Genomic DNA, 20213 nt, shown 5'->3' with positions numbered 1-20213 from the left:
GGGACGGCGGCAGCGCGCCACCCGGACCGGGCGGCGGTCACCCTCAGGGAGTGACCGCCGCCCGATCTGCGCGGCCCGGCAGGCGTCAGCCCCGGGCGGCGCCCATCACCCGGGCGTACTCCTCCGGATCGGCGTCGAAGCCCCGTACCGCGGCGTCCAGCGACCAGGCGCCGGATTCGTCGCGCGTGAATTCGGCGACCGTGGCCGCGGTGGCGCCCGGGACGCCCGCGAAGTCATCCTCCGCGAGGTCGGTGTAGCCCTCCCGGATCCTGAGCCCCTTGCCGGCGACTTCGGCGAACGTCGTCGACCCGGCCTGGATCACGACCCCCACCACCACGCGGCCCAACTCCGTTGACATCCGGTCCAGTTCGATGGTCATCACCTCGTCGAAGCCGAACCCCTGTCCGGTGTGGCTGTCCCGGTCCAGGGTGATGGTGCCGTCGGGGGACCGGCTGCCGAAGTGCACCAGGTGGACCGGCCGGCCGTACGGGTCCGCGGCCCCGTACACCGCGGCCACTATGTCCAGGTCGTGCGCGGGCGTTCCAGCCGGGCTGGGGTCCCACCGCAGCGCGATCTCCACCTTGGCCAGGCCCTTGCGTAGTCCGCTCACCGAACTCCCCCTCCACAGTCCTGCGTTGCCCCGCCATGCTGTCATGCGGCCGGCGGTCCGCCCCGGCCGACCGTACGTAACCGGCCAGCGCCGGCCGGGCTCACCAGTCGCCGTCCTGGACCGGTACGCCCGGCCGCGGGGCGTTGCCGAGCGGTTTGACCTGGCCCGGGGAGGGCGGGGTCCAGGGGGCGTGGTCGTCGCCGAGCCACTCCCCCACGGGCTGCACCGCGGTCAGCGGGCCGGCCGGCGCGAGGTCGGCGGCGGACTCGTCGTAGTAGTCGAACCAGGGCAGCCCGGCCTTGGTGTAGGCGGCCCGGTCGACGGGCGAGGGCGGCGGCTCCTCCCCGGTGATCCGGCGCCACGCGGGCGGGGTGACCAGGTGGACGAAGACCCGCCCGGCCGCCTCCTCGGCCCAGTCGGACAGCGGCCGGTCGTCCCCGTACACCTCCTGACGCATGGAACCGCCGACTCCGAGCCCCATCGCGGGGGCCGCCGGAGCCGCGCCGCCCGGCCGGGGCACGGCGGGCGCCGCTCCCGGGGCGGCCGCCATCGGGGGCGGCATCGGCCCGCCCCCGTAACCGCCGGTGAACCCCCGCGTCCGCCCGGCGCTCAGCTGCTCCGCCTCCCGCCACCGCGCCAGCGGCTCCGGGTTCAGCGCGAACGCCTGGAGCTGCACCCCGCCCGTGGTCTCCTCGCCGGTGACCTGCCCCTCCACGGTCCCGCCGAGGCCGAGCGGTACGGCCACGAACTGGCGTACCGTCCCGTCGCCCGAGTTGATCCCGTCGAGCCAGGGCTGGCGGGGCAGTACCACGTAGTTCTGCGGGCGCCGCGCGAGCCGGCCCGTCCAGCGCTCACCGGAGACCGCGCACACCTTGCCGACGCCGACCTGGACCGCGGCGGGCTCCAGGGTCCCGCCGAAGCCGAGCCACATCGCCTCGCGCAGGTAGACGGGGAGCATCACCCCGCCCTTGGCCAGCCACTGCGGCGGCGCCGTGTCCGGATAGTCCTCCACCCGCCGCAGCGGGAACTGCCCCAGTCCCGGCGGCAGCCCGTGCGTGCCCGACTCGGGCAGCCGCAGGGTCCGCATGAAGCTGACCCTCGCCGTGCCCAGCACCAGCACATTCCCGTCGACCCTTACCCCACCAGCAGCCACGCACCCAGCCCCTCTCCCGCCCAGGTCCGGGTCGGCCGCCGAATCTGCGGCCGAACCGGATCGTTACCTCAAGTTTTCCTCAGATCCAGTGACACTGTGCCTGTCGCTTTCCTAGCTTCCTCATACACGCGTCTTCACGTGCGCGCGGTTCCGTGCTCCGGTGATCCCGGCACCACCGTGCTGCTTCCGCGTGCCCGTACCCGCGCGATCCGCGATCCGCGTTCCGAGGAAAGAGTGCAGCATGAAGGTTCCCAAGGCCGGTGCGGTCGCCGCAGTGATCGGCCTCGTCCTCACCGCTTCCGGATGCGGCGGTGACGACGGCGGGAAGGGGACCATCGCCATCGGCATCAAGTTCGACCAGCCGGGCGTCGGCATGCGCGAGCCGGACGGCACCTTCACCGGTTTCGACGTGGACGTGGCGACGTACGTGGCCAAGGAGCTCGGCTACAAGCCGGACCGGATCGAGTTCAAGCAGGTCGACAGCTCGGACCGGGAGCTGCTGCTCCAGTACAGCGAGGTCAAGTTCGTCGCCGCCAGCTACTCGATCAACGAGAAGCGCAAGGAGAAGGTCAACTTCGCCGGCCCGTACTTCCTCGCGCACCAGGACCTGCTGGTCCGCGCCGACGACACCACCATCACCAAGGCCGAGGACCTCAACAACAAGAAGCTCTGCTCGGTCACCGGCTCCACCTCGGCTGAGAACGTCAAGAACAAGCTCGCCCCCAAGGCGAGCCTTCTTGAGCTCCTCGGCTACTCGGAGTGCCTCGTCGCCCTCCAGGACAACCTGGTCGACGCCATGACCACGGACAACTCCATCCTGGCCGGGTTCGCCGCCCGGAAGGGCAACGAGGGCAAGTTCAAGCTGGTCGGGCTGAGCCTGAGCAACGAGAACTACGGCATCGGCGTGAAGAAGGGCGACACCGCACTCCAGGGCAAGATCAACACCGCCCTCAAGAAGATGATCTCGGACGGCTCCTGGGAGGCCGCCGTGAAGAAGAACTTCGGATCGGCGAACTACAAGTACGAGCCGGCCCCGCAGATCACGGCGGGCAGCTGACGATCGTCGAGGCGGTCGCCGGGTCCGACCAGTCGGAGTCGAAGGCCGCATTGACCACGTAGAGCCGGCCCCCTGGACGGCCGCCGTCCTCGGTTCGTCGAACGTACAGCGTGTGGCCGGAGAGCAGCCCAGCCCGTCGCCGTGGGCCGCCGACCCGCCGTCGAGCACGGTCCGGGTGGCGGCGCCGGGGCCTGTGAGCCCGCGGGCCGCCGGGAGGAAGTGCAGGACGTCGTTGAAGGAGTCGGTGAACCAGGCTCCGCCACAGGCGACGACGACGTCCTTGACGAAGGTCGAGCCGGTGGCGGCCTGGTGGGTGGCCAGTACCCGCCCGTCGCCGGCCTGGACGACGCGGATCTGGCCGCTGGCGCCGCCGGCGACCAGCAGCCTGCCCTACGTTCCCGGTGGATCGAGCCGTCGATCAGCGAACCCGTACAGAGGGCGCCGTGCGGCGGGCCGTGCCTGCGCGAGGGGGCGAGGGGTCCGGCGGGCGCGGCTGCGCCGAGGGTCGCGGCCGCTCCGATGAAACCGCGTCGACCCAGAGTTGCGGTCACGGTGTGTCCCTTCGGCCGCCTTGCGAACAACAAGGGTTGAGGCACCGGCCTCAGCACACGACCGGCGCCCCGTCAGTCCCGCATCCCGACACTTCACAGGGGAGGGGCCAAAGTCCGGGCTCCCGACACATGGTCTTCATCTGTAGGGCACATGACAATGTGAGTCTCGCTCTGCCCACCTGACACCCCGCCAATTCCCCGGGCGGGGACGGTGCTTGTGGAGAGGTCCCCCACGTCATGAGAATCTCCCGCCTGACCCCCTGCGCGGCCGCGCTCGCCGCGGCCGCGCTGGCCCTCGTCCCGGTCTCGGCCTCCGCCGGCCAGCAGCGGGCCGCGGCTCCCGCGTCCGCCGACTCCGCGTCCGCCGCCGCTTCCGCTTCCGCGGTGGACGCGTACTACGCGGCCGCCGAGGGCAAGACCGGAGCCGCCCTGAAGACCGCGCTGCACAACATCATCAAGACCCAGTCCAAGGTCACCTACGACGGCGTGTGGAACGCCCTGAAGGTCACCGACCAGGATCCGGCGAACCCGAACAACGTCATCCTGGTCTACTCCGGCCGCTCCCAGTCCAAGTCCTCCAACGGCGGCGGCGTCAACGACTGGAACCGCGAGCACGTCTGGGCCAAGAGCCACGGCGACTTCGGCACCGCCACCGGACCGGGCACCGACCTGCACCACCTGCGGCCCGAGGACGTCACCGTCAACAGCACCCGCGGCAACAAGGACTTCGACAAGGGCGGCAGCCCGGTCTCGGAGGCTCCCGGCAGCTTCACCGACTCCGATTCCTTCGAACCGCGCGACGCGGTCAAGGGCGACGTGGCGCGGATGCTGCTCTACATGGCCGTCCGCTATGACGGTGGCGACGGCTTCGCGGACCTGGAGATGAACGACAAGGTCAACAACGGCTCCGCGCCCGCCATCGGCCGGATCAGCGTCCTGAAGCAGTGGAACCTGCAGGACCCGCCGGACGCCTTCGAGCAGCGTCGCAACCAGGTCATATACGACACCTACCAGCACAACCGGAACCCGTTCATCGACCACCCGGAGTGGGTCAACTCCATCTGGTGACCAACCGCCGGCGCCGCCGCTCCGGCCGGGGGTTGGGCCGTCCCAGGCAGGGTATTCGCACGCCAAAGGCTGCGGTCCGCGCAGGGCGGCGCCAGCCGGTGGAGGTACGTGGCCATGGACGGAGCCGGACTCTCCGATCGCGAGCAGCGCGCCCTTTCCGCGATCGAGGCCCAACTGAAGGGCGATCGGTCCCTTGACCGGTCCTTGGGTCGTTTCGTACGGTCCGCACACCGGCGTCGGCGCACCGCGGCGGCCTGCCTGCTCGGTGCGCTGACGGTGGCGCTGCTGATCGCCGCGTCGATCACCGTGGCCGAGCCGTTGATCTGGGGTTTCGCCGCCACCTGGATACTGACCGTGGTCCTGGCGCTGCCCCTGCTCGGCCAGTGGGCCCGGCGCCGCTGGCTGCGCCGCGACCGCACCCCGGCGCAGCCCTAGGGCAGGTAGATCTCGTCCAGGGTGTCGATCGCGCCGTCGGCGCCCAGGTGGTAGCGGAAGGGGAGGGCCGAGTCGGGGTGGGCGGTGACCCAGCCGATGAGTTCGTGGAGGCTGATCGGCTTGGGGGCCGCGCCCGCGATGATCGGAGCGGTCGCGGTGATCTTGGCGGTTTCCGCGATCGGGATGAAGGTCTCCTTGCCCACCTGCTCGAAGAAGGCGCCGTCCGCGTCCGGGGTGCCGCAGCCCCAGTTGCCGTGCCTGACGATGAGATTGTGGGAGCCGCCCTCCGGGGTGTAGCGGTAGAGCGCGAGCAGATCGGGCGCGATGGGCATCTTGTGGTCGCAGGCCGCGCTCGCGCCGGGAGCCGGGGTCGCGGGCTTCTTCGGCGGGGTGACGGCTGCCGTGGGCTTCGGGGCCGGCTTCGACACCGAGGGCGTCGGGGTGGCGGCGGGTGTGGCGGCGGACGCGGCGGGGGCCGACGAGCCGCTCGGGCCGGCGCTGGGCTTCGTACCGGCAGCGCCGGCGCCGTCTGCGCCCTGACAGGCCGTGAGCGCCAGCATCCCGCACACCGCCAGGGCGGCCAGTGCCCCCTGCCTCCGAGTCCGTCTCCGGCTGCGCACCGCTCGCATGGTCGTCTCCCTCTGCCAGGTTGAAGCGTGGCGTCAACGTAGCGTGCGGGATTCGGCCATCGTGATGGCCTGATGCTGTTCGTCACCGGGCCGGGATCACGCTGTTGCGGAGTGCGGACCTCCGTGACCCGTCAGAGGCGGTCGGCGAGGGCTTTGAACTGCTCCCAGGTCGGCTGCGGGGTCCGTGCGTCCCAGACCTTCTGGGCCAGCGCCGCCAGCGGAAGCCGGATGCCGGCCGCCACCTGCGCCTGGGTCTGGGAGCCGGCCAGATCGCACCAGACGGCGAGCCGGGCGCCCAGGATCTGCGCACCGTAGCTCGCGGGCACGGGCGTGGTGCCGCGCAGGACCAGCGGGGTCCACTGCTCGTAGATCCGGCGGCCGGTGGGGTAGGTGAACTGGTTCGGCTCGCCCAGCACGTAGTAGAGGAACTCGTCGTTGAGGTTGACGAGCTTGCGGCCCTCGCGCAGGTACTCCAGCGGCGGCCGGGCGCCGATCTCCTTGCCGGTCCAGTACTCGACCTGGAGGTCCCGCGCGGCCTTGGTCACCCCGCCGGCGAAGAAGCCGTCGTTCCACGCCTTGAGGGCCTTGCCGGAAGGCCGGACGACGGCCGCGCGGTCGTTGAGCCAGCCCGTCGCCAGGTCCTGCACCCGGGCGGTCGGCCCGTACCGCTGCCGGGCGGCGCTCGCGAGCTGCGGGAAGGAGGCCTGCGGGTCGCGGACCACCAGCGCCTGGTACTCGTCCGCACCCAGGTGCCAGGCCCCGCCGGGGAACAACGGCAGGTACTCGCGCAGCAGTTCGTCGACCAGCTTCGCCGCCGCCGGGTTCGAGATGTCCACGGCTCCCTTGACCGCCCCGCCCTGTACGTTGCGCAGTTGCAGGTCCGGGTGGGCGCGCAGCACCGCGCCGAGGTGGCCGGGCGAGTCGATCTCCGGGACGACGGTGATGTGCAGGCTCCGGGCGAGTGCCACGATCCGTCCGACCTCCGCCTTGGTGAGGTGCGGGGTCGAGACGATCTCGGGGTGGGAGGTGGACTCGATGCGGAAGGCCTGGTCGTCGGAGAAGTGCAGGCCGAACTGGTTGAGCTTCAGGTCCGCCATCTCGCGCAGCCGGTCCTCGATCCAGCCGACGGTGAAGTTCTTGCGGGCGATGTCGAGGTTGAGGCCGCGCTGGGGCCGGGCCGGGGCGTCGCGGACGGTGCCCTCGGGGGCCGAACCGCCCGCCGACACCTCCTGCTTGAGGGTGCGGGTCCCGTAGAAGACCCCGGCCTCGTCGGGTCCGGTGATGTGGACCTGCCCGTTCTGCACGGTGAGGGTGTAGGACTCGGGCGCGCCGGAGCCCTTGGCGCCCAGGTCGAGTTCGACGTCGCCGCGGCGTACCTCGGCCGACTCCGCGAACCCGATGTGCAGTTCACCGGCGAGCAGCCGGCCCTCGTCGGCCAGGGCCGCGCCGTCGCCCGGCGCGACGACCACTCGGGCACCCTCGGCGGGCTTCCAGCCGGGGCCGCGGGCCGGCACGTGCTCCCGTACGGCCGGGATGGTGCGCGGGGCCGTGGACAGGGGGTAGGACGGGGTCGGGGAGGGGGTGGCTCCGGCGGGCGTGGTCGAAGACGGCGTGGGGGCGGCGGTCGCCGCGGTGGCCGGGCCGGTCGGGCGGGGCTGCTCCGAGGCCGCCGTACAGGCCGGGACGGCAAGGGTGACCAGCGCGGCGACCGTGGCCGTCGCGATGACGTGGACTCTCCCGTACTGCCTCGGATTCCGCATCATGCACCCGTGTCCCCCGTACCAAAGTGGCACGGGGGGCACGGGCGCGCGACCGGACGGCTCAGCCCAGGGCGTCGAGGGCGGCCCCGGCGAAGCCGTGGTCCTGGTCGGGGGCGCCGCCGCCGGGCTGCACGACCTCGACGAGGTTGGCGGTCGGGGCGTCCAGCTGGAGCGCGGTGAAGGCCTTGCGGGTGCTGGTCTCGTCGGAGATCAGCACGGCCCGGTCGTCGCGGCGGCGGTGCGGGCGGCGGCGACGAGCAGGTCGGCGTCCTCGGTGGTCAGGGGGCGACGGCAGCGCGGCGGGCGGTGGCAGTGGCGGTCGTGCCTGCTTCTCCTGTGGTGTGTCGGGTCGTGGGAGCCGTACGAGGGCTCGTGGATCAGTGGCGGACGGCGACGGCCGCGGGGGCGCCGGCGGCGACGATCCGGCCGGCCCGGGCTCCGGTACGCCGCTCCAGGGCGCCGGAAACGACGGCGAGCAGCAGTGCGGAGGCGGCGAGGGCGGCGCCGACCCAGTTCGGGGCGGTCCAGCCGAGTCCGGCGGCGATGACGAGCCCGCCGAGCCAGGCGGCGAGCGCGTTGCCGAGGTTGAAGGCGCCGATGTTGACGGCGGAGGCCAGGGTGGGGGCCCCGGCGGCCTGGTCGAGGACCCGCTTCTGCAAGGGGGGCACGGTCGCGAAGCCGAGGGCGCCGATGAGGACGATCGTGACGGCGGCGCCGATCTTGGTGTGGGCGGTGAGGGTGAACACCGCGAGGACGGTGGCCAGCGCGCCGAGGGAGGCGTAGAGCATCGGCATCAGCGCGCGGTCGGCGAACCGGCCGCCGATGAGGTTGCCGGCGACCATGCCGAGGCCGAAGAGGACCAGCAGCCAGGTGACGGAGGTGTCGGCGAAGCCGGCGACGTTGGTCATCATCGGGGTGATGTAGGTGACGGCGGCGAACACCCCGCCGAAGCCGAGGACGGTCATCGCCATGGCGAGCAGCACCTGGACGTTGCGGAAGGCGGCGAGCTCGTGGCGGATCCGCACCCCCTCGGGCCGGGGCAGCTCGGGAACGAGGCGGGCGATGCCGAGCATGCCCAGGACGCCGAGCGCGGCGACGACCAGGAAGGTGACGCGCCAGCCGAGGTGCTGGCCGACGAGGGTGCCGAGCGGGACGCCGATGACATTGGCCACGGTCAGGCCGGTGAACATCATGGCGATGGCGCCGGCCTTCTTCTCGGGGGCGACGAGCTCGGCCGCGACGACCGAGCCGATGCCGAAGAAGGCGCCGTGGGCGAGGGAGGCGACGACGCGTCCGGCGAGCATGACGCCGAAGGCCGGGGCGAGCGCGGAGAGCACGTTGCCGACGATGAACAGGCCCATGAGCAGCATCAGCATGCGCTTGCGGGGGATGCGGGTGCCGAGGACCGTCATCAGCGGCGCGCCGATGACCACGCCGAGGGCGTAGCCGGTGACCAGGAACCCGGCGGCGGGGATCGAGACGTCGTAGCTGCCGGCGACCTCGGGGAGCAGACCCATGATCACGAATTCGGTGGTGCCGATCCCGAAGGCCCCTATGGCGAGGGCGAGGAGTGCGAGAGGCATGAGGGAGGTGCCCTTCAGGGGAGGTGGTGGTGCTGTCGCGGCGGGCGGCCGCTGTCGCCGCGAGGTGTTGATGCGGTCGCTGCTTACGTGCGTCCACATTAATTGCAGACGCGGGATGTTTGCAAGCGCGGGCTATTGCGGACGTGGCCTATCCTGGGCGGGAACACGCAGAAACAACACGCGTGAACGCATGAACACGTGACACAGGTATCGAAGGAGGAGCCCATGACGGCCACGGACGGCGCGCTCACCGCCCTCTCCCAGGGCTGGTGCGCCCTCTCCCTGCTGCACGGGCGGATCGAGGCCCACATCGAGCGGGCGCTCCAGGCGGGACACGGGCTGAGCGTGCGCGAGTACTCGCTGCTCGACGTCCTCAGCCGCCAGCACAGCGGCCCGGGCGGTCACCTGCGGATGCACCAGGTCGCGGACTCGGTGGTGCTCAGCCAGAGCGCGACGACCCGCCTGGTCAGCCGGCTGGAGGACCGCGGGCTGCTGAACCGCTACATCTGCGACACCGACCGTCGGGGCATCTACACCGACGTCAGCGAGGCCGGCCTGGCCCTCCTGAGCCTGGCCCGGCCCACCAACGACACCGCCCTGCGCGAGGCCCTGGACGCGGCCGCGCGCAATCCGGAGCTCGCCCCGCTGGTGGCGGCCGTGGAGAACGCGCGGCCCGCCTAAGGGAGCGCCGTGGGCGACGATGACGGCACGGGGCCGCCCGCGGCTCCCGGCCGGCCGGACGGCACCCTCGACGGGGCCGCCGCCGACGGGTTGCCCGCCGAGGGGACGGCGCGGCCCCGCGGAGTCGTCGCGACCCTGGGCGACGACGGCGAGGGCGACGGCGACGACGGGGCTGCCGAGGGTGCCACCGACGGGGCCGGGGTCGGCGGCGGCGGCGAAGTCCGCGGAGCGGGAGCCGTGATCTCGGGCGGCGAGGCCGGCGGCACCGGGCGGGCGGGGGTCTGGTCCGGAGCCAGTACGAGGTACCCCACCAGGGCGGCGGCCGCCGCGGCCAGACCCGCCAGCGGCAGGCTGAACCCGCGCATCCGCGCGAACGGCAGCGGCAGCCGTCGTACGTGCGGGCCCGGCGGATCGGCGGGCCGCAGCCCGCGCACGGTCACCTCGGCCGCGCGGGCATCGAGGGCCTGGCGCAACCGCCCCTCGACAGGTCGCTCACGGCGACGCTCGACGTCAGGCGTCATATCCGACCCTCCAAAATCCGCTCCAGCGCGTCCAGCGCCCGGCTCGCGTTCGACTTGACCGCGCCCCGGCTGATCCCGAGGGTCTCGGCTATCTCCGCCTCGCTGAGGTCGGCCCAGTAGCGCAGCACCAGGACCTGGCGCCGCCTCGGTGTCAGCCGGCCCAGCGCGGCCAGCACCTCCCGGTGTGCCTCGTCGAGGACCACGGACGCCTCGGCGGACGGTACGTCGGCCGGTGCGGGCGGGGTCCACGCGCGGGCGGTGCGCCTGCGCCGCAGTACGGAACGCGAGGTGTTGACCACGGCGGTGCGCAAGTAGCCCAGCGCGTTGTCGACCTCGGCTATCCGCTCCCCGTGGCGCCGGTACAGGGCGGTGAAGGCGTCCTGCACCACGTCCTCGGCGGTGCCCAGGTCGTCCACGAGCAACACCGCCAGCCGCACCATCCGCAGCCGGTGGGCGTGGTAGAGCGCGGTGACGGTGGGCGGCGGTGTGCCGCCGTCGCCGGCTTCGTACGTGTACCCGTGCCCGTACGCGAACGACGGCGCGGGCGTGGTGGGGGCCGAGCGCTCGCGGCGGAGCAGCAACGACCACAAGCCCCGCCGTACCCGGCCGGAGCCGGGCACGACGGAGCTCATTGGCAGTGCGAGGTGAAGCACGGGGATCCTCAGCCGTTGGCGCGGCGCCGCACGGCGTACAGGGTGCCGGCCCCGGCGACGACCAGGACGCCGGCCCCGGCCCCGATGGCGGTGGTGGTCGCGGAGGAGCCAGTATGCGCAAGCTCGGCCCCGCCGGACGAATCGGTCGGCGGGGTGCTCGGCGCCGCGCTCGGGGCACCGGGCGCCACGACGCTCGGCGCGGCGCCCGGGGGCAGGCTGGGCGTGGCGCTGCGGTCACCGGCGGACTGGCTCGGCGTGGCCTTGGGCGAGGAGCTGGGGGCCGCGCTCGGGGCCGCGCTCGGCACCACGCTCGGGGAGGCGCTCGGGGCGGCGGGAGACGGCGTGCCCGAGGTGCCGCTCGCGGCGAGGGCCGGCCCGGCGAGAGCGACGGCCACCCCGGCGGTGGCGGCGGCCAGGGCCATTGCCCGGCGGACGGAGAGGGGGACGCGCTTCAGGTTCTTCAAGGTGGTTCTCCACGGTCGGTCGCAAGGGCGCCGGATCACGCCCTTCACCCCTGCACGACGCGCGACCCCCGGGGAGGTTGCCGCCGGTTCCGAAGTTTTTTCGCGCCGCCCGGCGGCCGCCTCACGCTCCGGGGCCCCGGAGCCGGCGCAGGGCCGCGCCGAAGAGCGCGATGCCCTCCTCGATCTCGCCCTTCGGGCCCGCCGCGTAGCCGAGGATCAGGCCCGGCGGGCCCGGAGCCATCCGGTGCCAGGACAGCGGGTGGGCCTTGACCCCGAGCTCCAGGGCCGCCGCCGCGAGGGCGGTGTCGTCGAAGTGCGCGCCCTCGAAGGTGACCATGAGGTGCAGTCCCGCAGCCGCGCCGTGCACCCGTGCGTCGGGCAGCTCGGCGGCGACGGCCCGCAGCATCGCGTCCCTGCGCCCGCGGTGGCGGCGCCGGACGAAGCGCAGGTGGCGCTCCAGCTCGCCCGACTCCATCAGCCGGGCGAGCACGAGCTGGGCGAGGACCGGGTTGCCGAGGTCGGCGTAGCGCTTGGCGGCGACCACCGCGTCCAGGTGGCGCGGCGGGACCAGCAGCCAGCCCAGCCGCAGGGCCGGTGCGAGCAGTTTGGACACGCTCCCGGCGTAGCAGACCGCTTCGGGCAGCAGGGCGCGCAGCGCGGGAACGGGGGCGCGGTCGTAGCGGTGCTCGGCGTCGTAGTCGTCCTCGATGACCACTCCCCCGGCGGCGGCCCAGCCGAGGAGTTCCCGGCGCCGTTCGCCGTCCAGGACGACACCGGTCGGGAACTGGTGCGCGGGGGTCAGCAGCGCCGCCCGCGCCCCGCTCGCCCGGAGCTCCGTGACGTCCAGCCCGCCTTCGTCGACCCGTACCGGGACCGTCTCCAGGCGCCCGTACTCCAGTTGCTGCCGGGCCCCGAGCGAGCCGGGGTCCTCCACGGCGACGCGTCGTACGCCGTCCTCGCGCAGGACGTGCGCCAGCAGCCCGAGCGCCTGCGCGACCCCGGCGACGACGACCACCTCGCCCGGGTCGGCGCGGATGCCCCGGTTCCGGGCCAGCCAGCCGACGATCGCCTCCCTCAGCGCGGGCGCCCCCTGAGGGTTGCCGTAGCCGAAGTCGGCGGGGGTGAGTCCGGCCAGGACCTGGCGCTCGGCCTGGAGCCAGGCCGTACGCGGGAAGGCGGTCAGGTCGGGGACGCCCGGCGAGAGGTCGATCCGGCACGGTACGGCGCGCAGGGCGTCCACCAGCCCGCCCCGAAGCGGCGGGGCCAAGGCCGAGGCCACCGGTGGCGGCGCCGCGACGACCACGGTCCCGGCCCGGCCTCGCCCGGCCACCTGACCCGTCTCGGCCAGCCGCTGGTACGCCTCGGTCACCAGGCCCCGGGAGACCCGCAGCTCCGCGGCGAGGATCCGGCTGGCCGGGAGCCGGCTGCCCACCGCGAGCGTGCCGTCGGCGATGGCGGCGCGCAGCCGCTCCGCCAGCCACTCGGTTCGGCCGCCCGCCGGGGCCCGGCCGATGTCGAGTTGCAGGAAGTCGGACCCGGCCACGGGGCCGGCCGCGGGCTCGCGCTTGGCCTGGGCCTCAGGGGCTGCTTTGGACCCCTGAGGCCGGTCTTCTTTGGACCTGCTCATGGGTCCATTCTGACGTCAGGCTCGACGGTATGAACACACCGTCCGCTCCCCTGCGCGACCTCGCCCCCGGCATCGCCGGCATGGCGCTCGTCGGCAGCAGTGTCACCGTCTCCCGATCCCTCGTCGACGCCCCGCTGTTCGGCGTCCAGGCCGTCCGGTACGCGGCGGCCGCGCTGATCCTGCTCGCCCTCGCCCGGACGGCCCGGGTGGCGATCCTGCGGCCGCGCGGCCGGGAGTGGCTGTGGCTGGCCGGGATCGCGGCGACCGGGCTGGTGCTGTTCAACGTGGCCGTCGTACGGGGCGTCGCGCATGCGGAGCCGGCCGTGATCGCGGTCGCCGTGGCCTCCGTACCGGTCCTCCTCGGGCTGATGGGCCCGCTGCTGGAGGGGCGCCGGCCCAGCCGGCAGGTGCTGCTGGCCGCGCCGGTGGTGATGGCCGGGGCGGTGCTCGTGGAGGGGACGGGCCGGACCGACGCCGCCGGGGTGGCGTGGGCCGCGCTGGCGCTGGGGTGCGAGGCCGGGTTCACCCTGCTCGCGGTGCCGGTGCTGCGGCGGCACGGCGCCTGGGGGGTGTCGGTGCACGCGGTGTGGCTGGGGGCGGTGATGCTGGCGGCGCTGACGGTGTTCGTCGAGGGGCCCGCCGAGCTGGGGTCGGTGACGGCGGGCCAGTGGGCGGCCGCGGGCTACCTGGCCGTCATGGTGACCGCGGTGGCCTTCCTGCTCTGGTACCGCACGGTGGCCGCCGTCGGCTCGGGCCGGGCCGGGCTGCTGACCGGGGTCGCCCCGCTCGCCGCGGCGGCCGCCGGCGCCCTCACCGGCGGCGGGGTGCCCGGCCCCGCGGTGTGGCTGGGGCTCGGGGTCGTGATCGCCGGGCTGGCGGCGGGACTTCGGCCGGGCCGCGCCCCCGCGGGTCCGGCCGCCCCCACGGGTCCGGCGGCCCCCGCCGCACCCGTGGCGGAAACCGGCGCGGAACGGGCACCGGCGGCTCCCTGAGGGCCCCGCGCCCGCCCCGCACCCGCCCCCGCACCCTTGAGGGCGCTCGGCCTTGTGGATCACAATCCGCAGATGGCAACGCCCCCGTACAGCAGCTGGATGCGGTACTTCTCGCCGACCGCCAACCACCGCCGGCTCGGCCTGGTCTGCCTCGGGGTGGGGGTGCAGCAGGGCCTCCTGCCGGTCGTCGGCCCCCGCGCGCTCGACCACCACGTGGCGGTGGTCGTCTCCAGCGGCCGCGGCTGGTTCAGCCACGGCGGCCGGCCCCCGCAGCCGGTGACCGCCCCGGCGCTGCTGTGGCTGGTGCCGGGCGTGGAGCACCACTACGGGCCCGATCCGCAGACCGGTTGGGACGAGTGCTTCGTGGACTTCGCGGGCCCGAGCGTGGAGGCCTACACCGACCTCGGCTACGTCACCCCGGAGCGCCCGCTGGTGCCGCTGAGCGGGAGTGCCGGGGTGCTGCACGTGGTCGACGGGATCGTACGGGCGGCCCGGCGCGGCGGGCCGCTGCTGGAGGTGGAGGCCGCGGCGGCGGTCCACGGGCTGCTCGTCGCGCTGCGCTACGCCCGGTCCGAGGTGTCGCGACAGGGCGACGCGGTGATGGACACCCTGGCCCGGGACGCGCTGCTGCCGATATCGGTGGCCGAACACGCGGCCCAGCTCGGGATGCCGCTGCCCCAACTGCGCCGGGCGGTGCGGCGCAGTACCGGGGAGGGGGTCAAGGAGTACCTGCTCGACATCCGGCTGAGCCGGGCGAAGGAGCTGCTGGCCCGCACCGACCTGCCGGTGGCGGGGGTCGCCCGGCGGGTCGGCTACGAGGATCCCGCGTACTTCAGCAGGCTGTTCAGCCACCGGGTGGGCATGGCCCCGGTCCGGTTCCGCGCCCAGCAGTCGGCGCGCGGGCCCCTGCGCTGACGCCGGCCGATGCCCGCGTCAGGGCCGGCGCGCGAAGCAGAAGAGGTGCTCCTCGGGCTCGGCCAGGCCGCCGTGGGGGTGGAAGACCCGCGTGTGGTGGTCCAGTACTTCCAGCCCCGCGGCCGCCAGCGTGGTCAGGTGGTCTTCCGTGGAGAGGCTGCTGACCGTGACCCGGTGGCCCATCCACTCGATGTCGAGATTGCGGATGTCGCCCGGCACCGTGGCCATCACGAAGTACCCGCCCGGCGCGACCCAGGACGCCATCCGCCCCAGGGCCGCGGCCACTTCCGGCTGATCCATCATCAGCAGCGGGAAGAAGGCGCACACCGCCTCGAAGCCGTCCTCCGCGGGCGTGTACGTGCGCACGTCGGCCTGTTCGAAGCGCGCCCGCGGCACCTGCGTGCGCGCGAGGGCGACCATCTCCCGCGAGACGTCGATGCCGGTCACCGCGCAGCCCGCCGCGGCCAGGGCCTCGGCGGTGGGCCGGCCCGTGCCGCTGCCCACGTCCAGCACCCGGGCGCCGCGCGGCAGTCTGGCGGTGAGCCAGTCGAGGGCCTCCCGTTGCGCGGGCACGTGCCCGAACGCCTCCTCGTAGCGCCCGGCGAGCGCGTCGAACACCTCTGCCGCAGAACCGTGATCGCTCATCCGCTCCCCTTCGTCGCCGTGCGTCACCTCAGGATGCCCGCCTGGCGGGCGGCGCGGACATAGGACGGGAACTCCGACAGCAGCCGGTCGTACAGCTCCGGGTCGGAGAGGGTCTCGATGTCGTCGACGGCGAAGAAGCCGACGTTGTCCACGCGGCGGCCGGGCAGGGTGTCGAACCGTTCCAGTACCCCGTAGTTGGCCCTGCCGAGGCCGATGAACTGCCAGAACAGCGGTTCCTCCACCGCCGCGCGCAGCTCCCGTTCGATCGCGTTGTCGCGGTAGACGCCGCCGTCGGAGAAGAAGAGGACCAGCGTCGGGTCCGGCACGGGATTTTCGCGGACGTAGGCGCGGACCTGCGCGATGACCTTCTGCTCCTCGTTGCCCACGCCGACGGCGCGCATGTCGACCTGGCCCGGGACCATGCCCTTGCGCGCCTTGCGGCGGCTGAACAGGCTCAGCTCGCCGACGCGTACGTGCAGCCGCAGCCACTCGGGGAGTTCGGCGATCACGAGGTCGGGGAGCCGTGCGGGGCTGGAGGCGAAGGTCCAGGCCTGCATCTCGCCGTCGTCGTCGAGCTGCGCCGCCACGGCGGCCATCCGCTCGGCGACGCGGGCGACGGTGCCGCGGCTGTAGTGGGAGGCCATCGAGCCGGAGGCGTCGAGCACGAGGATGACGCGGGCGGTGAGGGCCCCGGCCCCGTGCTTGCTCAGGCTGACCGCGACCTGGCGTTTGCGCAGTGACAGGCGCTCGCGCACCTCGGGGGGCAGCAGTTCCTCGCCCTTGGTCAGCCGGACGGCGGCGGCGGGGACGGCGGCCGGGGCCAACGCCGGGGCAGGTGCCGGTGCGGGCACCCCGGCCGCCGGCACCCCGGCCGCCGGCGCAGCGGGCGTGGTCGTCGTCGGCACCGGCGCCTCGTCCACGCTGATGCCGTAGTCGGTCGCCAGGCCCGCCAGCCCGTGGGCGTACCCCTGCCCGACGGCCCGGAACCTCCAGGCCCCGGACCGCCGGTACAGTTCGCCGCTCACGTACGCCGTCTCCGTGCCCGCCGCCATGTCGAAGCGGACCAGCTCCGCCCCGGACACCGCGTCGAGCAGCAGCAGGTGCAGCCCGGGCACCTGCCCGAAGGAGCCGCCGTCCGCCGAAGCGCAGAGCAGGACGCGCTCGATGCCCGGCTCGATCGCGCCGAGGTCGACGGCGATCGTGTCGGCGCCGGGCCGCTTGCCGTGGTGGCTCACGGCCCCGGACGCGTGCCGCGGCTGGTTGTAGAACACGAAGTCGGCGTCGGAACGGACGCGTCCGTCGCCGCCCAGCAGCAGCGCGGAGGCGTCCACGTCCGGGACCCCGGGGCCGGCCGACCAGCCGAGCACGGCCCGGACCGCGGTCGCCCCGATCGGCAGATTGGCGCCCTTGCTCATTGAAGTCACGGCGCCCAGTCTGCCCGTCGGACCCTACGGCCGGTAGCCGATGTTCAGTTCCGCCACCGAGGTCCACGCATTGCCGCCCACCTCCCTCGTGGCCTTGAGCTTCACGTACCGGGCGGTCCTGGCGGTGAAGGAGACGTCCTGCTGTGCGGTGCTGTCCGCGAAGGTGCCGGTTGCCGCCGCGGTCCCCCAGGTGACCCCGTCGGCCGAGGGTGATCTCGTGCGGCATCGGCGCGGCGGCCGCGGACCACTGGGTGTGCCAGATGGTGGCGCTGTCGCCCTCCAGGACGTTGGCCCCGCTGCCGTTCTCACCGGTGGTCTCCTGGCTGTCGACGGCCTTCACGCTCATGTGGGCCTGCGGCACGAGGACTTCACCGCCGCCCACCGGTCCGAGGTCGTCGATCGCGAGGTCGTCGCCGCGGCCGCGGCCGGCCAGAGGGGGGTTCTCATGGGGCCTCCGGGAGTCGGCGCTTCCTTGGCGCAACACCGCACGGCTCGAAGGCACGGGCGGTCCGCTCACTGATCAGTCAGCTTGCGGACCGCGGCACGGCAGGCCCATGGACAAAGCGGAGCGCCGTCCTGGACTTACGTGGATCCTGGCTTACGTGGATCCTGGACCTACGTGGATCAGGGGGAGGCGGGCACCAGCACCACGGCCGTCCCGTACGCACACACCTCGGTCCCGACGTCGGCCGCGTCGGTGACGTCGAAGCGCATCATCAGCACGGCGTTCGCGCCGCGCGCCTTCGCCTGTTCGATGAGCCGCTCCATGGCCTGGTTGCGGGTCTCGACGAGGGTCTTGGTGAGGCCCTTGAGTTCGCCGCCGATCATCGACTTCAGGCCCGCGCCGATCTGGCTGCCGAGGTGGCGGGAGCGCACGGTGAGGCCGAAGACCTCACCGATCACCCGTTCGACGTGGTAGCCGGGGACGTCGTTGGTCGTCACGACCAGGACGCCGGTCTGCTCGGCCCCGGGGCCGCCGCCGTAGTCTTCGATTCCCATGGGACCCACTGTGGCGGCGCCCGCCGCGGCCCGCATCCGCAGGCCGCCGCGGTCACGGCATTCGGGCGGCGAGACCGAACTCGTACGCCACGACCACGGCCTGGGCGCGGCTGGACAGTCCGAGCTTGCTCATGCACCGGTGCACATGGGTCTTGACGGTGGCGGCGCTGAGCACGAGCCGGCCGGCGATGTCGGCGTTGGACAGGCCGGCACCGACCAGGCCCAGCACCTCGCGTTCGCGCGGGGTCAGGTCGTCGAGGCCCGGGTGCGGGGCGCGGGCGACCGGGGCGGCGTAGGCGTCGATGAGCCCGCGCAGGGAGCCGGGGCTGAAGAGCATGTCGCCGCCGTGCACCGTGGCGATGGCGGCGAGCAGCCGGTCGGGCGGGGTGTCCTTGAGGAGGAAGCCGCCGGCCCCGACCCGCAGGGCCCGCAAGACGTACTCGTCGGAGTCGAAGGTGGTCAGCACGAGCACCTTGGGCCGCGGGGCGGCGGCCTCGGGTTCGGCCCGCGCCCTGGCGTCGGCTTCCGCGAGGATCCGTCCGGTGGCGGCGATCCCGTCGGTGCCGGGCATCCGGATGTCCATGAGCACGACGTCGGGCCAGGTCTCGGCGGCGAGCCGTACGGCCTCCTCGCCGTCCCCGGCCTCGCCCACGACCTCGAAGCCGGGCGCCGCGGTGAGCAGCGCGGTCAGTCCGGACCGGATCAGGAACTGGTCGTCGACGACGAGCACTCTCAGCATCGCCGCCCCTTTCTCCTCAGGCGCCATGGCTGCCGGCCCGGGGCACGGGGACGCGCAGGCTGACCTCGAAGCCGCCCTCGGGGGCGGGTTCGGCGGTCACCGTGCCGTGGTAGATCGTCGCCCGCTCGCGCATGCCGATCAGGCCCTGACCGGTCACCCCGGAGGTGGCCCCGGCGGCCCGCGGGCGCGCCGGCGCGGCCCGGCCGGTCCCGTCGTCCTTCACCCGTACGTGGACCTCGTCCTGGCCGTAGTGCACGCGGACGGTGGTGTGCGCGGCCGGGGCGTGCTTGATCACGTTGGTGAGCGCCTCCTGCACCACGCGGTACGCGCACAGGTCGATCCCGGGCGGCAGGTCGTACGCCGTCCCCGTGACCCGTACGTCCACCGGTACGCCGGCCTCGCCCACCCGCTTGACCAGCTCGCCGAGTCCCCCGAGACCGCCGGAGCCGGGGGGCGTCCCTTCGGTGGGGGCCGAATCCTCCTCGCGGAGCACGACCAGCATCCGGCGCATCTCGGCGAGGGCTTCGTGGGCGCTGTCCCCGATGGTGTCCAGGGCCCGGCGGGCGGTCGGCGGGTCGGAGGAGAACACGTACCCGGCGAGGCCGGTCTGGACGGAGATCACCGAGACGTGGTGGGCGATCACGTCGTGGAGCTCGCGGGCGATCTGGATGCGCTCCTCGATGACGGCGCGGCGGGCCTTCTCCTCCTGCTCCAGGCGCAGCCGGCGGGTGAGGTCGCGCAGCCGCCGGGAGCCGTCCCCGGCCACCCAGCAGACGATGGTGGACACGGTCACGAAGCCCACGCTGAGCGGTCCGATGCCGGGTTCGGCGAGCCGGGTGCCCCATAGGAGGACGAGGAGTGCGCCAGCCGCGCAGCGGACCGAGACCGCGCGGGGGCGCAGGGAGGCGACGGTGTAGAGGGCGAGGAGCATGCCGCAGACCGCGGGCACGTGGTAGTAGCCGAGGGTGAAGTAGGTGCCGACGCAGAGGCCGGTGCTCACCAGGACGGCCACGGGGAAGAGCCGGCGCAGGACGAGCGGGAGGTAGACGGCGGCGAGCAGCCCGTAGGCGAGCGCGTCGGTGTCCCGCCAGTAGCCGCCGGGTCGGGCCAGTTGTGGAGCATCGTGGACGAGATCCAGAGCGAGCCGGCGGCGTACGTGATCTCACCGGTGACCGGTAGCGCGGCGCGGAGCCGGACCACCGCCGGATGTACGGACAACTGCACGTCAACCCCCTCGTGTACACCCCTGGTTGTACAGGGTTACCACCCGTGGGGGTAGGCGGGTTTCAACCCGTGGATGGGCGAGGCGGGGGCGGTGTCGGCCGTAGATTTCCCTGCGCCGGTCCCGACGACCGGCAGCGGCCCGTTCCCCCCGGGGCCTGCCGCGCGGCCGTGCCCGTTCGGGGGCGGGCACGGCCCCGTCACCTCCCGGGCGTTCCGCCCTGAGCGTAGACAGGGGCGTTCGCTCATTCACGCGTTTGATCGGCCGGCCGTGCTCCCGTTGCACGGGCTGTGCGGGGGCGCCAAGCCTCCGGGGACCGCCCGGTCGCAAACACGTCCGGCGAACCGTCTTGCGGGCAGCATGCCCGACCAAGCCCCTTACATCCACGGCCGGATCGTGTGGAATTCACGGATGCGACGCCGCAACTTTCCCATCTGCACGTGCATCTGCGGATGCAGCCACATTGCGGCCGTCGAATTACGCCA

The 20213-nt window shown here is 73.6% G+C and carries 21 protein-coding genes and 1 pseudogene; 7 read left to right on the top strand and 15 right to left on the bottom strand.

Annotated elements, in window-relative coordinates; translation table 11 throughout:
* Positions 1-85 precede the first annotated feature (85 nt).
* A complete protein-coding gene (locus tag ACFWBF_RS02410) occupies positions 86-610 on the bottom strand; it encodes a TerD family protein (RefSeq protein ID WP_385593884.1) in 525 nt (174 codons plus the stop codon).
* Between the two features lie 100 nt (positions 611-710).
* On the bottom strand, positions 711-1763 hold the full coding sequence (locus ACFWBF_RS02405) for a hypothetical protein (RefSeq protein ID WP_385593881.1): 1053 nt from the start codon (positions 1761-1763) through the stop codon (positions 711-713).
* 241 nt (positions 1764-2004) lie between these two features.
* On the opposite strand from ACFWBF_RS02405, the gene ACFWBF_RS02400 reads away from it, so the two are divergent.
* From ACFWBF_RS02400 to ACFWBF_RS02390, 3 genes are all read left to right on the top strand, one after another.
* Entirely contained in the window at positions 2005-2820 is an 816-nt protein-coding gene (locus tag ACFWBF_RS02400) for a glutamate ABC transporter substrate-binding protein (RefSeq protein ID WP_385593879.1), read from the top strand.
* A 788-nt stretch (positions 2821-3608) separates the two neighbouring features.
* Positions 3609-4439 (top strand): endonuclease I family protein, encoded by an 831-nt coding sequence (locus ACFWBF_RS02395; protein WP_385593877.1) that lies wholly within the window; start codon positions 3609-3611, stop codon positions 4437-4439.
* A 114-nt stretch (positions 4440-4553) separates the two neighbouring features.
* Entirely contained in the window at positions 4554-4874 is a 321-nt protein-coding gene (locus ACFWBF_RS02390) for a DUF3040 domain-containing protein (RefSeq protein WP_385593874.1), read from the top strand.
* Here ACFWBF_RS02390 and ACFWBF_RS02385 read toward each other — a convergent pair.
* Positions 4871-5206: a hypothetical protein gene (locus ACFWBF_RS02385; protein ID WP_385593871.1), complete on the bottom strand. Its 336-nt coding sequence runs from the start codon at positions 5204-5206 to the stop codon at positions 4871-4873. The two genes, ACFWBF_RS02390 and ACFWBF_RS02385, sit on opposite strands and share 4 nt — an antisense overlap.
* Here ACFWBF_RS02385 and ACFWBF_RS02380 point away from each other — a divergent pair.
* Positions 5199-5414, top strand: coding sequence for a hypothetical protein (locus ACFWBF_RS02380; RefSeq protein ID WP_385593869.1), 216 nt, complete (start codon positions 5199-5201; stop codon positions 5412-5414). The genes ACFWBF_RS02385 and ACFWBF_RS02380 overlap by 8 nt on opposite strands.
* 220 nt (positions 5415-5634) lie before the next feature.
* Here the strand turns inward: ACFWBF_RS02380 and ACFWBF_RS02375 are convergent, their stop codons facing one another.
* The 3 genes and pseudogenes from ACFWBF_RS02375 to ACFWBF_RS02365 form a co-directional block, all read right to left on the bottom strand.
* Positions 5635-7263, bottom strand: a complete 1629-nt coding sequence (locus tag ACFWBF_RS02375; protein ID WP_385594329.1) for a glycoside hydrolase family 20 protein — start codon at positions 7261-7263, stop codon at positions 5635-5637.
* 61 nt (positions 7264-7324) lie between these two features.
* Positions 7325-7545, bottom strand: a pseudogene (locus tag ACFWBF_RS02370) (hypothetical protein).
* A 95-nt stretch (positions 7546-7640) separates the two neighbouring features.
* Positions 7641-8846 carry an MFS transporter gene (locus ACFWBF_RS02365; RefSeq protein ID WP_385593866.1) on the bottom strand — a complete coding sequence of 402 codons (1206 nt, stop codon included), beginning with the start codon at positions 8844-8846 and terminating at the stop codon, positions 7641-7643.
* Positions 8847-9071: 225 nt separating this feature from the next.
* Between ACFWBF_RS02365 and ACFWBF_RS02360 the strand changes: the two genes are divergently transcribed.
* The gene (locus tag ACFWBF_RS02360; protein WP_385593864.1) at positions 9072-9527 is read left to right on the top strand and encodes a MarR family winged helix-turn-helix transcriptional regulator; all 456 of its coding nucleotides are present in this window, start codon (positions 9072-9074) and stop codon (positions 9525-9527) included.
* Here ACFWBF_RS02360 and ACFWBF_RS02355 read toward each other — a convergent pair.
* The 4 genes from ACFWBF_RS02355 to ACFWBF_RS02340 all read right to left on the bottom strand — a co-directional run bounded on the left by ACFWBF_RS02355 (position 9524) and on the right by ACFWBF_RS02340 (position 12792).
* The gene (locus ACFWBF_RS02355; protein WP_385593859.1) at positions 9524-10048 is read right to left on the bottom strand and encodes a hypothetical protein; all 525 of its coding nucleotides are present in this window, start codon (positions 10046-10048) and stop codon (positions 9524-9526) included. The two genes, ACFWBF_RS02360 and ACFWBF_RS02355, sit on opposite strands and share 4 nt — an antisense overlap.
* Positions 10045-10680 (bottom strand): SigE family RNA polymerase sigma factor, encoded by a 636-nt coding sequence (locus tag ACFWBF_RS02350; protein ID WP_385593857.1) that lies wholly within the window; start codon positions 10678-10680, stop codon positions 10045-10047. The genes ACFWBF_RS02355 and ACFWBF_RS02350 overlap by 4 nt, the downstream gene beginning before the upstream one ends.
* A gap of 29 nt (positions 10681-10709) precedes the next feature.
* Entirely contained in the window at positions 10710-11165 is a 456-nt protein-coding gene (locus tag ACFWBF_RS02345; RefSeq protein WP_385593854.1) for an LAETG motif-containing sortase-dependent surface protein, read from the bottom strand.
* Between the two features lie 121 nt (positions 11166-11286).
* A complete protein-coding gene (locus ACFWBF_RS02340) occupies positions 11287-12792 on the bottom strand; it encodes a PLP-dependent aminotransferase family protein (protein WP_385593851.1) in 1506 nt (501 codons plus the stop codon).
* Between the two features lie 29 nt (positions 12793-12821).
* Between ACFWBF_RS02340 and ACFWBF_RS02335 the strand changes: the two genes are divergently transcribed.
* Positions 12822-13784 carry a DMT family transporter gene (locus ACFWBF_RS02335; protein ID WP_385593848.1) on the top strand — a complete coding sequence of 321 codons (963 nt, stop codon included), beginning with the start codon at positions 12822-12824 and terminating at the stop codon, positions 13782-13784.
* 72 nt (positions 13785-13856) lie between these two features.
* Positions 13857-14699 carry a helix-turn-helix domain-containing protein gene (locus ACFWBF_RS02330; RefSeq protein ID WP_385593845.1) on the top strand — a complete coding sequence of 281 codons (843 nt, stop codon included), beginning with the start codon at positions 13857-13859 and terminating at the stop codon, positions 14697-14699.
* 18 nt (positions 14700-14717) lie between these two features.
* On the opposite strand, the gene ACFWBF_RS02325 is transcribed toward ACFWBF_RS02330, so the two are convergent.
* The 5 genes from ACFWBF_RS02325 to ACFWBF_RS02305 all read right to left on the bottom strand — a co-directional run bounded on the left by ACFWBF_RS02325 (position 14718) and on the right by ACFWBF_RS02305 (position 19518).
* On the bottom strand, positions 14718-15344 hold the full coding sequence (locus tag ACFWBF_RS02325; protein WP_385593840.1) for a class I SAM-dependent methyltransferase: 627 nt from the start codon (positions 15342-15344) through the stop codon (positions 14718-14720).
* 23 nt (positions 15345-15367) lie between these two features.
* A complete protein-coding gene (locus ACFWBF_RS02320; RefSeq protein WP_385594326.1) occupies positions 15368-16759 on the bottom strand; it encodes a VWA domain-containing protein in 1392 nt (463 codons plus the stop codon).
* 633 nt (positions 16760-17392) lie between these two features.
* The gene (locus tag ACFWBF_RS02315; protein ID WP_385231711.1) at positions 17393-17767 is read right to left on the bottom strand and encodes a YbjQ family protein; all 375 of its coding nucleotides are present in this window, start codon (positions 17765-17767) and stop codon (positions 17393-17395) included.
* Positions 17768-17819: 52 nt separating this feature from the next.
* Positions 17820-18506: a response regulator gene (locus tag ACFWBF_RS02310; protein ID WP_385593837.1), complete on the bottom strand. Its 687-nt coding sequence runs from the start codon at positions 18504-18506 to the stop codon at positions 17820-17822.
* A gap of 16 nt (positions 18507-18522) precedes the next feature.
* Positions 18523-19518 carry a sensor histidine kinase gene (locus tag ACFWBF_RS02305; protein WP_385593834.1) on the bottom strand — a complete coding sequence of 332 codons (996 nt, stop codon included), beginning with the start codon at positions 19516-19518 and terminating at the stop codon, positions 18523-18525.
* Between the last annotated feature and the right edge of the window lie 695 nt (positions 19519-20213).

It is taken from the genome of Streptomyces sp. NPDC060028 (genome assembly GCF_042736725.1).
Classification (GTDB): domain Bacteria; phylum Actinomycetota; class Actinomycetes; order Streptomycetales; family Streptomycetaceae; genus Streptomyces.
This window is presented reverse-complemented; position numbering and strand designations above follow the sequence as displayed.